The sequence below is a fragment of the Marinomonas spartinae genome, from assembly GCF_016461715.1.
GTDB classification, from domain to species: domain Bacteria; phylum Pseudomonadota; class Gammaproteobacteria; order Pseudomonadales; family Marinomonadaceae; genus Marinomonas; species Marinomonas spartinae_A.
In genome coordinates this window covers 347,209-359,641 of sequence record NZ_JAEMUI010000002.1, presented here as the reverse complement: position 1 = coordinate 359,641, position 12,433 = coordinate 347,209, and the positions used below count along the sequence as shown (strand labels likewise).

Annotated in this window: 13 protein-coding genes; 2 read left to right on the top strand and 11 right to left on the bottom strand. The window is 44.7% G+C overall.

The annotated features are described in order from the left end of the window. The 9 genes from accD to JHD45_RS03510 all read right to left on the bottom strand — a co-directional run bounded on the left by accD (nucleotide 1) and on the right by JHD45_RS03510 (nucleotide 9,582). Nucleotides 1–864 (bottom strand): acetyl-CoA carboxylase, carboxyltransferase subunit beta, encoded by an 864-nt coding sequence (gene accD / locus JHD45_RS03550; protein ID WP_199474804.1) that lies wholly within the window; start codon nucleotides 862–864, stop codon nucleotides 1–3. Nucleotides 865–887: 23 nt separating this feature from the next. After that, nucleotides 888–1,709 (bottom strand): tryptophan synthase subunit alpha, encoded by an 822-nt coding sequence (gene trpA / locus JHD45_RS03545; RefSeq protein ID WP_199474803.1) that lies wholly within the window; start codon nucleotides 1,707–1,709, stop codon nucleotides 888–890. Continuing rightward, entirely contained in the window at nucleotides 1,706–2,917 is a 1,212-nt protein-coding gene (trpB, locus tag JHD45_RS03540) for a tryptophan synthase subunit beta (RefSeq protein WP_199474802.1), read from the bottom strand. The genes trpA and trpB overlap by 4 nt, the downstream gene beginning before the upstream one ends. Next, nucleotides 2,910–3,527, bottom strand: coding sequence for a phosphoribosylanthranilate isomerase (locus tag JHD45_RS03535; protein WP_199474801.1), 618 nt, complete (start codon nucleotides 3,525–3,527; stop codon nucleotides 2,910–2,912). The genes trpB and JHD45_RS03535 overlap by 8 nt, the downstream gene beginning before the upstream one ends. Beyond that, complete coding sequence (truA, locus tag JHD45_RS03530) at nucleotides 3,511–4,428, bottom strand: tRNA pseudouridine(38-40) synthase TruA (RefSeq protein WP_199474800.1); 918 nt, start codon at nucleotides 4,426–4,428, stop codon at nucleotides 3,511–3,513. Before truA ends, JHD45_RS03535 begins: the two co-directional genes overlap by 17 nt. Continuing rightward, on the bottom strand, nucleotides 4,421–6,724 hold the full coding sequence (locus JHD45_RS03525; RefSeq protein WP_199474799.1) for a FimV/HubP family polar landmark protein: 2,304 nt from the start codon (nucleotides 6,722–6,724) through the stop codon (nucleotides 4,421–4,423). The genes truA and JHD45_RS03525 overlap by 8 nt, the downstream gene beginning before the upstream one ends. 253 nt (nucleotides 6,725–6,977) lie before the next feature. Then, complete coding sequence (gene groL / locus JHD45_RS03520; RefSeq protein ID WP_199474798.1) at nucleotides 6,978–8,624, bottom strand: chaperonin GroEL; 1,647 nt, start codon at nucleotides 8,622–8,624, stop codon at nucleotides 6,978–6,980. A 57-nt stretch (nucleotides 8,625–8,681) separates the two neighbouring features. Beyond that, nucleotides 8,682–8,972 carry a co-chaperone GroES gene (locus tag JHD45_RS03515; RefSeq protein ID WP_067014631.1) on the bottom strand — a complete coding sequence of 97 codons (291 nt, stop codon included), beginning with the start codon at nucleotides 8,970–8,972 and terminating at the stop codon, nucleotides 8,682–8,684. A 130-nt stretch (nucleotides 8,973–9,102) separates the two neighbouring features. Beyond that, nucleotides 9,103–9,582: an FxsA family protein gene (locus tag JHD45_RS03510; RefSeq protein ID WP_199474797.1), complete on the bottom strand. Its 480-nt coding sequence runs from the start codon at nucleotides 9,580–9,582 to the stop codon at nucleotides 9,103–9,105. A 49-nt stretch (nucleotides 9,583–9,631) separates the two neighbouring features. Here JHD45_RS03510 and JHD45_RS03505 point away from each other — a divergent pair, with 49 nt between their 5' ends. Continuing rightward, complete coding sequence (locus tag JHD45_RS03505; protein WP_325097258.1) at nucleotides 9,632–9,982, top strand: MGMT family protein; 351 nt, start codon at nucleotides 9,632–9,634, stop codon at nucleotides 9,980–9,982. A gap of 59 nt (nucleotides 9,983–10,041) precedes the next feature. Here the strand turns inward: JHD45_RS03505 and JHD45_RS03500 are convergent, their stop codons facing one another. Next, the gene (locus tag JHD45_RS03500; RefSeq protein WP_199474796.1) at nucleotides 10,042–10,527 is read right to left on the bottom strand and encodes a YajQ family cyclic di-GMP-binding protein; all 486 of its coding nucleotides are present in this window, start codon (nucleotides 10,525–10,527) and stop codon (nucleotides 10,042–10,044) included. Nucleotides 10,528–10,612: 85 nt separating this feature from the next. On the opposite strand from JHD45_RS03500, the gene JHD45_RS03495 reads away from it, so the two are divergent. Then, nucleotides 10,613–11,557: a ketopantoate reductase family protein gene (locus tag JHD45_RS03495; RefSeq protein ID WP_199474795.1), complete on the top strand. Its 945-nt coding sequence runs from the start codon at nucleotides 10,613–10,615 to the stop codon at nucleotides 11,555–11,557. Between the two features lie 36 nt (nucleotides 11,558–11,593). Here the strand turns inward: JHD45_RS03495 and JHD45_RS03490 are convergent, their stop codons facing one another. Continuing rightward, on the bottom strand, nucleotides 11,594–12,427 hold the full coding sequence (locus JHD45_RS03490) for a S1 RNA-binding domain-containing protein (protein WP_199474794.1): 834 nt from the start codon (nucleotides 12,425–12,427) through the stop codon (nucleotides 11,594–11,596). Nucleotides 12,428–12,433 lie beyond the last annotated feature (6 nt).

Below are 12,433 nucleotides of genomic sequence, written 5' to 3'. Positions count from 1 at the left end.
TTAAGCCGCTCTATTTGTCAACATAGATAAAATATTGTAGAGGCGATCACGCATTTCGTTACGCTTGATGATCATATCCAATGCGCCTTTTTCCATCAGGAATTCACTGCGCTGGAACCCTTCAGGCAATTTTTCACGAACCGTTTGCTCAATAACACGAGGCCCGGCAAAACCGATCAACGCGTTTGGCTCAGCAACGTTTAAATCCCCTAACATAGCCAATGAAGCAGACACCCCACCAAACACAGGATCCGTCATCACCGAAATGTATGGAATACCTTCTTGTTTCATGCGTTCAAGGCCTGCACTGGTTTTCGCCATTTGCATCAAAGAAATCAACGCTTCTTGCATACGCGCGCCACCAGAGGCTGAAAAACAAATCAAAGGTATACGTTTTTCAAGGCTCACATTCACTGCTTGGATAAAACGCTCCCCAACAATTGCTCCCATAGAGCCCCCGAGGAAACTAAACTCAAACGCAACGGCAACTACAGGCATGCCATTTAATGCCCCTTCCATTGCGACTAAAGCATCTTTCTCACCAGTGGCTTTCTGCGCAGCAACCAAACGATCCTTGTAGCGTTTAGAGTCTTTAAACTTCAATTTATCTTCAGGCTCTAAGTGCTCACCAATCTCATAGCGACCCTCATGATCCAAAAAGATATCTAAACGACGACGCGCACTAACACGCAAATGATGCTGGCACTTTGGGCAAACATCGAGATTTTTATCTAACTCAGGGCGGTATAATACACTGTCGCATTTCGGGCACTTTTTCCAAAGCCCCTCAGGCACAGATCCCGAACCACGCTTTGATTCGCTGCGCACAATCGAAGGTAAAAATTTATCTAACCAGCTACTCATTTATTTCTCCAAATCCTTATTTACTAACTGCCGCTTTGCTCAGCGTCCATCTGTACACGCATTGGTGCAAGAATAGACTGTAAAGCGTCAGCGATATATTCTTTTGTTTGATTTTGATTTTCTGCGATGGCATTCACCAATACACTGCCAACAATTACACCATCCGAACACTGACTCACCGCTGCTGCTGTTTGAGCATCTCGAATACCAAAACCTACCCCTATAGGTAAGTGGGTAATTTCTCGCAATGAATCAACGTGTTTTTTCACACTATCCACATCCAACGCTGTCGAACCAGTCACCCCTTTCACAGAAACGTAATAAACATAACCGGAAGCAAGCTCACAAATTTTCTTCGCTCGAGCAGGTGTCGTCGTAGGTGATAACAGATAAATGAGATCAATATCATTTTCGCGGAAGCATTCTACTACATCTGTCGCCTCTTCTGGAGTCAGATCCACCAATAAAATGCCATCTACCCCTGCTTCTTTAGCAGAATGGGCAAATGCTTGATAGCCAAAAAACTCAATGGGGTTCAAATAGCCCATAAGCACAACAGGTGTGTCAGTATTCTGCTCTCGGAACTGACGAACAATATCTAATACTTTACGCACACTCGTCCCAGCGGCCAGACTGCGTTCACAAGCCAGCTGAATAACCGGGCCATCGGCCATAGGGTCGGAAAAAGGCATACCAACCTCGATGACATCAGCCCCTGCTGCCACCAAGCCATTCATAATGGTTACCGTGTGTTCTGGTGTAGGATCGCCTGCCGTAATATAAGGAATCAGAGCTTTCTTACCTAAAGCTGCTAAACTGTCAAAACATGCATTTATACGGCTCATACTTCAATCCCATCCAATTCTGCAACGGTTAAAATATCTTTATCACCACGACCCGATAAATTGATTACGATAATTTGGTCTTTGCTCATGGTGGCGGCAAGTTTCATACCGTAAGCAACTGCATGACTGGACTCCAAGGCGGGCATTATGCCTTCTAGACGAGTAAGATCACGGAACCCCTCCATCGCCTCATCGTCATTGATGGCCACATATTTGGCACGACCAACATCTTTCAACCAAGAATGCTCAGGCCCCACGCCAGGGTAATCTAAACCTGCAGAAATAGAATGAGTACCGATAATTTGACCATCTTCGTCGGCCATTACATACGTACGATTACCATGTAACACACCTGGACGACCTGCCGATAACGGCGCCGCATGACGGCCCGTTTCGATGCCATCCCCCCCGGCTTCAACACCGTACATCGCTACATCTTTGTCACCAATAAACGGATGGAACAAGCCAATTGCGTTAGACCCCCCTCCAACACAGGCAACAAGCGCATCTGGTAGACGACCTTCTTGTTCCATACATTGCACTTTCGTTTCACGGCCAATCACAGATTGAAAATCACGCACTAACTTGGGGTAAGGGTGTGGTCCAGCAGCGGTACCGATAATATAAAAAGTATCATCGACATTACTCACCCAGTAACGCATGGCTTCATTCAAAGCGTCTTTTAAGGTTTTTGTACCAGACTCAACGGGAACCACTTCTGCCCCCAACAATTTCATACGGTACACGTTTAAAGACTGGCGCTTGATATCTTCGGCCCCCATAAAGACCTTACACTTCAGCCCCAAGCGAGCCGCCACAGTCGCTGATGCCACACCATGTTGACCCGCCCCCGTTTCAGCAATGATGTTTGGCTTGCCCATATGTTTGGCAAGCAAGGCTTGTCCAATGGTGTTATTGATTTTATGAGCCCCTGTATGATTGAGATCCTCACGCTTCAGATAAATTTTCGCACCACCTACTTTTTCGGTTAGGCGCTCGGCAAAATACAAAGGTGACGGGCGCCCAACATAATGCGCCATATCTTTATCAAACGCTGCCTGAAATTCTGCACTTTGAGATAACTCTTCATACATCTTGGTCAAATCATCAAGTGCCGACATCAAGGTTTCGGATACAAATGTTCCACCAAACTGCCCAAAGCGCCCTTGCGCATCAGGCAGGTTTAAATCAATTGGACTATCACTCACATTTCGCTCCAATAATAAATTCTTGAATACGTGACTCACTTTTGAGCCCCTTGGATCGCTCGACACCACCACTCACATCCACTGCGTAGGGAGCTACTTGCTCAACCGCCGCACGAACATTTTGAGGCGTTAAACCACCCGCCAAAATCACACTAAAAGGCAACTCCTTCGGAATCAACTGCCAGTCAAATAATTCGCCTGTGCCTCCTGGAACCCCTTTTTTATAAGCATCCAGTAAAATGGCACTGGCCGAGGAGTAAGCCTGCCCAAGCGCCGCGATATCTTCCCCCTCTCTAACCCTTAAGGCTTTTATATAGGGACGATTATACGGCAAACAAGCCGACTCTGTTTCATCACCATGAAACTGAATCGTCCAGCGCGCACTTCCCGAGATAACACGCTCAATCAAAGAGGGTTCTGCGTTGACAAATAAGGCCACAGGCACCACAAAAGGTGGCAACTTAGCCACTATGTCATTGGCCGCTTGAGGATCAATATACCGTGGGCTTTTTTCATAAAACACAAAACCCAGCGCATCTGCCCCATGACGACAAGCAATCAACGCGTCCTCAAGGTTTGTTATGCCACAAATTTTAACTCGACAGGTCATAAGACAACTCTTTATCAGTCGAAAGTGCTTTTTGGTTGGACGAAGTAGAACATACTGAGTCGTCTTTCCGATAGTATGACTTCACAGTACCAACCGATTCTTCAATAACCGGCAGAAAGTGCGGACCTAGAGTAGGTTTAGGGATATTGAAATGTTCGGGGTATTCGGCATCGACAAAATACAAACCAAAAGGGGCTGCGGTCACTCCTCCTTTAGCTCTGTCTTTTGCCTCAAGTACGAGCCTCGCCCACTCAACTGGCTGTTCACCTGCCCCGATAGCAATCAATACGCCAGCAAAGTTACGAATCATATGGTGTAAAAAAGCGTTAGCTCTGACATCTAGTACCACATACTGACCAAACTGCTGGACAGAAAAGTTTAAAATAGTACGTACTGGGCTTTTTGCCTGGCAGCCGACAGCACGAAAAGAGGAGAAATCATGTTCGCCAACAAACACTCTGGCCGCTTCTTGCATGGCTTGAACATTGAGCTTTTTGTACGTCCAAGTAACACCATCGATTAAAATGGCAGGACGCAGCTCTGATTGGTAAATAACATAGCGGTAGCGACGGCTCAAGGCACTAAAGCGTGCATGAAAATCCATATCCACATAGCGAGCCGCTACAATGGAGATATCACGAGGAAGATGTGTATTCACCCCGAGTGTCCAAGAACGCTCATTTCGAACCGCATCCGTCTCAAAATGAATTACCTGCGCACTGGCATGAACACCCGTGTCCGTCCGGCCAGCACAGATTATACTGACAGGATGATTCGCAATAATACTGACCGCTTTTTCAACTTCTTCTTGAACCGTTGGCACACCGTATTTTTGTGCCTGCCAACCTTTATAGGCGGCGCCGTTGTACTCAACGACAAGAACTACTTTCTTTTTAGTCACTTGGGAACATTCGCTCTATCATACTTTTTGCTTCGGCAATTTGTTGCTCATTGCCGGATGAAACTACATCCTCAAGTATAACACGAGCGCCTTCATCGTCGCCCATATCCATGTAAGCTCTTGCCAGATCCAATTTCGTAGCGGCCTCATCACCACTGGCATCGAAGAAATCAAATTCTTCTTCGTCATCATCGACTGCTTCACCATCAGCCGCCTCAGCTTCACCAAAGGAAGGAACATCTATATCCGCTTCATTTTCTTGTGCTTCGGCTAGCGTCTCTTCAATGCTCGACGCCAGCGACTCGTTTGGCTCTTGATCAAAGATTGCCGACTCATCTGGACCTTCTTCATTCTCACCATCCGTATCTTCAAGTAGATTTGAGACAAATGACTCTTCTTCAGAAAAATCTGCTTCTGAGTCAGATGTGCCCTCATCAGCCTCATCCTCATTCACTGGCTCAACGGTCGGAATCACTTCTTCTGCCGTCTCGTCTTCTGGAATGGCCTCAAGCTCGTCATCAAGGGAGTCGAATCCCTCGTTAGCAGCATCGTCATCTAGCTCATCCAGCTCATTTAGATCGTCCATCTGAGAATCCAAAGAGGCAAATGGATCCTCTTCTTCATCATCGTCGTCATCAGACACTGAATCATCAGCAAAGGCTAAATCATCAGGCAATTCAAAATCCTCCACATCCGATTCTTCTGGTTGATCTGGATCTTCTAAATTATCGAACTCACTAAATCCATCAGCCTCTTCTTCCGGCTCTCCAAAATCAAAAGCAAAAGGATCTTCTTCCTCTATTTCCTCCTCTGGCTTAGCCTCTTCTGTTTCGACTGCCGCCACGGCAGCGCCAGTTGCAGCGGCGGCACCTGCGGCAGCCGCTAGTGGCGTAGCAGCAGCTAAGTCAAATTCATCACCATCCATTTTCGTTGTATCAGACTTTTTCTTGCCCATACGGCGCATCAACAAACCAATCAAGAAGCCCAGCATGAGAAGAACCACCGCTCCCACCGACACAATAATGGGGTTACCAAAGATCTTGTGCTGCCATGAGTCAGCTTCTGCTTTCTCCTTATCAGTACGCTGTTGAATAGTTTCCAGCAATTGATCCACTGTATTTTTTTGTTCTTGCATGGACTGTTTCGCACTGGCGAGTTGTTTTTGAAGCTCCGCCATTTGCTGGTCTTTTAAACTAATCAGTTTTTGCAACGTCTGAAGCTGCTTATTTAGATCGCCTAACTGATTCGAGAGGTCCTCTTTTTCACGCTTCTCTTTGTCTAGCATCTCTTCCGTGGCAGAAAGTTTGTTTTCTAACTTAGAAGACTCATTGCCACTGCCCTCATTCGAACTTGAATTTTTCTGTGCAAGCGCGCTTTGTCCAGACACCAATGTTAAGCGGTCTGAATCAGAAATAGGCTGCTTAGATGCACCCTTCCCTTTGGCTTGAGTATTTAATTGTTCACGGGCAATAGGAGAATGCTTAGAGGACGCGGACTTAATGGTTTGCCAGATACGAACTTGTCGCTCAAATTCTTCTTTCGACATAGAACGATTAAACAAAGCAATCTGTTGCTCTGTCGGAATACGTAGTACGACATTTTGCTTAAGGAGATTGATATTATTCGAATAAAATGCATCTTTATTTAATGCTTGAATCGCGATCATCGTTTGATAAATCGTAAAATTATTCGATGGTCGATTCTTTTCAGCAATACGCCATAAAGTATTGCCAGCTTGAGTGAACGCATTACCTTTTACTGGTAACTTGTTCGCCGCCTGAGATTCTTTTTTGAAGACGCTATGGCTATTGCTAGCTGAATTAGTCGCAGCCTTCGGTTTTGCGGCTCGCGAGGCAACGGTAGGCGACTGAATCACCTCTTTTTGAGATTTATCTACCAAAGCCGACTGAGTCAATGGCACATCGTATTCTCGTACCACCTGCCCACTGGGCCAGCGCGCAGCCAAAACAAAATGCAGATCTTTGGATTTGAGAACTTTTTTCGACACTACATCAATGATTAAGCCTTTACCATTGTTCCCACGGGCAACATCAAAGGACAAATCATTTAACTCAGGAGAAGGCGCAAACCCAGCCTGACGAAACTCACCTTCACTCCCTAAACGCACTAATATATCTTGGGGAGTCAGTGAGCCCACATCAGATAACTCAATTTGCCCCCGGAAAGGTTCATCTATGCTCGATTTTAAGGTTAATTCACCCAGTTCCAGCGCATAACCGCTTACCGAATACAACGCACCAGCAATGGCTAAACTAACGAGGGTTTTCCTGAGCATAAGCTTCCCTTTTCTATTCAAAAAATGGCTTTTATTACGTACCAAGTATCTTACACAGGTCACTATTTATCAATAGCTTTAGAATCAATGGTTTGGACTATCGGCTTAAGAATAGAACAATGATCAATGTCGCACCATTTTAATCTATTAAAAAACAACAAAACTCGCCCTTTCAACGGAAAAGCCTATTTCAAAAAAAAGCCCCGCTAAACAGCGAGGCTTTCTATTAAGCTAAGTAGCTTAGGGGATGATATTACATCATGCCGCCCATGCCACCCATTCCGCCCATGCCACCCATATCAGGCATAGAAGGACCATCGTCCTTAGGAAGATCTGCAATCATTGCTTCAGTAGTAATCATTAGACCTGCAACAGAAGCGGCTGCTTGAAGCGCAGAGCGAGTTACTTTCGCAGGATCTAGAATACCCATTTCCAGCATATCGCCGTACTCGCCCGTCGCCGCATTGTAACCGTAGTTACCTTCGCCTTGTTTCACTTTATCTACAACAACAGAGGCTTCTGCACCAGCGTTAGTTACGATTTGACGCATTGGGGCTTCCATCGCACGAAGAGCTAGAGAAATACCAACGTTTTGATCTTCGTTGTCGCCTTTAAGGTTAATTACTTTCGTTAGTGCGCGAACAAGAGCAACACCACCACCAGCAACCACACCTTCTTCAACCGCTGCACGAGTTGCATGAAGAGCGTCATCTACACGAGCTTTCTTCTCTTTCATTGCCACTTCAGTTGCCGCACCGATCTTGATCACAGCAACGCCACCAGCCAATTTCGCAACACGCTCTTGAAGTTTTTCTTTGTCGTAATCTGAAGAAGAGTTCGCGATTTCTGCACGGATTTGCTCAACACGGCTTGTAATGTTAGCCGCTTGACCAGCACCATCGACAATGGTTGTGCTTTCTTTTGTCAAAGTAACACGTTTAGCCGTACCTAGTTGCTCTAAAGTAGCACCTTCTAGGGTCATGCCAACTTCTTCGGAAATCACTGTCGCACCCGTTAGGATAGCGATATCTTCCAACATCGCTTTACGACGATCACCAAAACCAGGTGCTTTAGCCGCAGCCACTTTAACAATACCACGCATTGTGTTCACAACTAGAGTGGCTAATGCTTCACCTTCAACATCTTCAGCAATGATCAATAGTGGGCGAGACGCTTTAGCAACGCCTTCCAATACTGGTAGCAAATCGCGGATGTTAGAGATTTTCTTATCAACAAGAAGAATGAATGGATTTTCAAGCTCCGCACTCATAGTTTCTTGATTGTTGATGAAGTAAGGAGATAAGTAACCGCGGTCAAATTGCATACCTTCAACCACTGCAAGCTCATCTTCAAAGCCTGAACCTTCTTCTACAGTGATTACGCCTTCTTTACCAACGCGGTCCATTGCTTCAGCAATGATTTTACCGACAGATGCATCAGAGTTGGCAGAGATAGTACCTACTTGCTCAACAGCACGATTGTCTTTACAAGGTGTAGATAGCGCCGCAAGTTCTTTTACCACAGCACCTGCTGCTTGGTCGATACCACGCTTAAGATCCATTGGGTTGCGACCAGCGGCAACAGCTTTAAGACCTTCAGAAACGATCGCTTGTGCAAGAACGGTTGCAGTTGTTGTACCGTCACCTGCCACATCATTGGCTTGAGAAGCAACTTCCTTCACCATTTGAGCGCCCATGTTTTCGAACTTGTTATCCAGTTCGATTTCTTTCGCCACTGTCACACCATCTTTAGTAACAAGAGGCGCACCGAAAGATTTTTCAATAACAACGTTACGACCTTTAGGCCCCAAGGTTACTTTTACTGCATCTGCAAGAACATTCACACCCTTCAGCATTTGCTGACGAGCGCTATCTCCAAATTTCACTTCTTTAGCTGCCATTTTTTTATACCTTAACTGTTGTAAATGCTATGAATCGTAATAAAACTGCAGGACGACTTAGGCTTCAATAATGCCGTAGATTTCGTCTTCCTTCATGATAAGCAGTTCTTCGCCCTCGATCTTAACCGTTTGACCTGAGTATTGGCCAAACAAAACAGTATCACCGACTTTAACAGCCAGAGCGCGCACATCACCATTTGATTGAATACGGCCAGTGCCAACAGCCAAAACCTCGCCTTGAGTAGGCTTTTCTGTCGCAGATCCAGGTAGAACGATACCAGATGCAGTTGTTGTTTCTTCTTCTTTACGTCGAACAACGACACGATCGTGCAAAGGACGAATATTCATTGATCAATCTCTCCAATTAAAAACAATACCAGGACTCCCCTGGCTGGATTACCCTACTGCATACAGAGTAGGAATCTTTAACAAAGTCCTATATACGGCTAGGTAAACCGATTTCAACCCTTCCGATAAATTATTTTTTATCAATTAAGTCATTGTCATTTTTAGATTCTTTCGAATACTCACCATCAATCGTCTCTCCTTGAGCGTGATAGTCATAACGACTATAGGATGTCCACCTAGAACCTTTTTTTACCATAGAGGCAATAAAGTTGACGACCAACCCGGCTGCAAACAAGCGACGCAGCGGTGGAATCAACAACAAACCACCAATGGCATCCGTTATAAACCCTGGCATCATTAAGCATAAGCCCGCGAAGATCAGCATAATACCTTCTGCAACCTCAGAAGCTGGCAGTTCACCACGCGCCATTTTTTCCTGAGCTTTAAGAGCGGTTTCAAGGCCTTGCTTACGAATGATGGTCACACCTAAAATAGCCGTTAGAAGCACCAAACCAATGGTTGCTAACGCACCGATATGACTACCCACTTTGATTAGAACGGTCATTTCAATTATGGGCACGAGAATAAAGAGCAAAAGTGCAAGTCTCATATATACCTTCTTAAATATTATTGCTATACCTCATATCTAAGGACTAAACGTGACGAATCAACCAATAGACAGATTTAAATCTCAAGTCTTGCTTATATTGAGCGAAATCCCTAAGGGAGAGTGCATTGCTTACGGAGAATTGGCAAAACTTGCTGGTTTTCCCGGTTATGCGCGACAAGTCGGCCAATTAATGAAAAACTTACCCAAGGACACCAAGCTGCCTTGGCATAGAGTTGTCAATGCTCAACGGCGCATCAGTTTTGCTGAAAACACTGACGGCTATCTTAGACAAAGAAAGAGACTAGAGCAGGAAGGTTGGCTTATTGTCGGCACAAAGTTAGCGCATAATGACAACACAAGCCCCAAAAAAAACCAGAACAAGACCAGTAACAGAAAATAGCGTCAGCAAGACCAAACAATTAGGCACTTGCTGACGATTCTGCTTTTCTACAACTCCCCCTAGTCACGGAAGTTGGTAAACTGTACCGGCTGATTCAAATCCGCACCACGCAATAGCGCCATCACCTGTTGGAGGTCGTCACGCTTTTTACCTGTCACACGCAATTGATCGCCTTGAATCTGTGCTTGAACTTTGATTTTGCTCTCTTTGATCATTTTCACAATTTTCTTCGCTTCGTCTGTTTCCAAACCCTCTTTCATTTTAACGGCTTGCGACGCACGCAAATTCCCTTTCACAACTTCCTCTTTTTCCAAGCTTTTCAAATCAATACCACGATTAACCAGCTTTTGATTCAAAATATCCGCCATTTGACGTAGCTGAGGCTCTGCTTCTGCCTCCATCACGACACTGCTTTTATCTTTGATCTCATAGCTTGCTTTTACACCTTTAAAATCATAGCGTGTAGTTATCTCTCTGTTTGCTTGGTCAACAGCATTGGTCACTTCGTGCCAATCCAGCTCGGAAACAACGTCAAATGATGGCATTTTTATGCTCCTTAGCATTTTCAATGATAAAGTTTGGCGCGATAATAACAGGGATTGAAATAAAACACCTAATGGAACGATGACTATGAAAACAACTCCTTGGCTTGTCGTTGGCGCTGGCGCCATAGGTATGCTGGTGACATGCAAACTAAAACACTTAGATCAGACAGTCCATTTAGTTTACCGATCTGAAAAAACGGGTAATGCCATTACCCTTGATGATCAGGCGGACCCAGAGCACCCTAATGGCAAACTTGTCGATTATAAAATCAAATCTTTTTCCCCTGACAACCTCACCAAACAATATGACAAAGTTATTTTTTGCACTAAAGCCTTTGACCTTGTTTCGGCGTACCAACAAGTACAAGAGCATTTAACTGACGATGCCGATATTTGCTGCTTATGCAATGGCATGGGTGCCCAACAAGAGTTGGCTGCACAAATAAAAAGTACGCAAACATTATGGGCTGGCACGACCAGCGAAGGCGCGTTAAAACTCAGTAGCAATAAAGTAAAGCATACGGGAAAAGGCGATACCTTTTTCGGCTTATGGAACCAGCAAGCAGATAAACAAAGCTTTCACCTTGAAGAGCTAGGCGTAGCTAACATCCATCAAAGATTGCTTGAAAAGCTAGCAATCAATGCGGTGATTAACCCTATTACGGCCCTATTTGCCATCCAAAACGGCGATGTTTTAAACGATGAATATTCGCCGCTGTTAAAAGCGACTATAAAAGAACTCTCTGATTTTTTCACCAACCCTAAATTCGAATATTACCAACACAGCCAACATCTTACCCAAACCAATATGACGAATCGGATCACCACGGTCGCCAAGCTCACCCATTTAAATCGTTCTTCAATGCACGAAGACATTCGCTTAAACCGACCAACAGAAAACGAGTATATTTCTGGCTACCTCGCTGCGACGAGCAATCATTCACTTCCTATCCAAGAAATGCTTTATCAAGCCATTAACAACCCAGAACAACGGGAAGAAACGAAAAAAAAGCTCCTGAGCATTGCTTAGGAGCTTTTCAATGGGTATATAACTCATCTCAACAGGCTATTTTTTCGTAACCTTTTCTTTACTGAGCACAATTTTCTGATCTTTATAAAGCGCACCAAGCGCTTTTTTGTAAGTGGCTTTACTTACTTTAAAAACAGCATAGATCGCTTCAGGAGAGGCTTTATCCGTTAAGGCCATCTCACCCCCTTGCGCCTCTAAGTAGTCCATAATATCGTCTAAGATGTTACGGACTTTCTTATAACCAACTTCTTGCAAGCTCAAGTCGATCTTTCCGTCTTCACGAACACGCTTAATAAAAGCGGTGGTTTTCTCACCTTTACGTAATTGACGAAAGGCATCTTGAAAAAACAAGACCCCCCAGAAACGATTATCAATAATGCACTTAAAACCAATATTGGTTTTATCCCCAATGATAATAGATACCTGATCGCCCGTACGATAAGGCGCCTCTTCACGATTCAGCAAAGCATCAACCTTGGTCGTCGCGACAATGCGATTAGTCAGTTGATCTAGATAGACAAACAGGAGGTGTGTTTCGCCTTCTTCCACTCGATTTTTTTGCTGACTAAATGGCACCAACAAATCTTTTGGCAGCCCCCAATCAAAGAAAGCACCGACTTGATTGACCGCAACACAGGTTAGCGCCGCAAATTCCCCCACTTGCACTTTAGGTGTTTCAGTCGTGGCGATAAGCTCATCGTCAGAATCTAGATAAACCAACACCTCAACTTCTTCACCCACTTTCAACCCTTTAGGAATATAGCGCTTGGGTAATAAGATTTCCCCCAACTGATCGGCGTCTAAATACATTCCAAACTCTTTCTCTTTGACTACTTTTAACGTATTTAAACGCCCTACTTGTGTCGTCATATTTTT

What these genes read in the sequence shown, in the direction of transcription:
- JHD45_RS03525 (WP_199474799.1), bottom strand. Translation starts at nt 6,724, where the DNA reads ATGCTCAGGAAAACCCTCGTTAGTTTAGCCATTGCTGGTGCGTTGTAT.
- JHD45_RS03510 (WP_199474797.1), bottom strand. Translation starts at nt 9,582, where the DNA reads ATGAGACTTGCACTTTTGCTCTTTATTCTCGTGCCCATAATTGAAATG.
- trpA (WP_199474803.1), bottom strand. Translation starts at nt 1,709, where the DNA reads ATGAGCCGTATAAATGCATGTTTTGACAGTTTAGCAGCTTTAGGTAAG.
- JHD45_RS03495 (WP_199474795.1), top strand. Translation starts at nt 10,613, where the DNA reads ATGAAAACAACTCCTTGGCTTGTCGTTGGCGCTGGCGCCATAGGTATG.
- JHD45_RS03500 (WP_199474796.1), bottom strand. Translation starts at nt 10,527, where the DNA reads ATGCCATCATTTGACGTTGTTTCCGAGCTGGATTGGCACGAAGTGACC.
- JHD45_RS03515 (WP_067014631.1), bottom strand. Translation starts at nt 8,972, where the DNA reads ATGAATATTCGTCCTTTGCACGATCGTGTCGTTGTTCGACGTAAAGAA.
- groL (WP_199474798.1), bottom strand. Translation starts at nt 8,624, where the DNA reads ATGGCAGCTAAAGAAGTGAAATTTGGAGATAGCGCTCGTCAGCAAATG.
- JHD45_RS03490 (WP_199474794.1), bottom strand. Translation starts at nt 12,427, where the DNA reads ATGACGACACAAGTAGGGCGTTTAAATACGTTAAAAGTAGTCAAAGAG.
- accD (WP_199474804.1), bottom strand. Translation starts at nt 864, where the DNA reads ATGAGTAGCTGGTTAGATAAATTTTTACCTTCGATTGTGCGCAGCGAA.
- JHD45_RS03535 (WP_199474801.1), bottom strand. Translation starts at nt 3,527, where the DNA reads ATGACCTGTCGAGTTAAAATTTGTGGCATAACAAACCTTGAGGACGCG.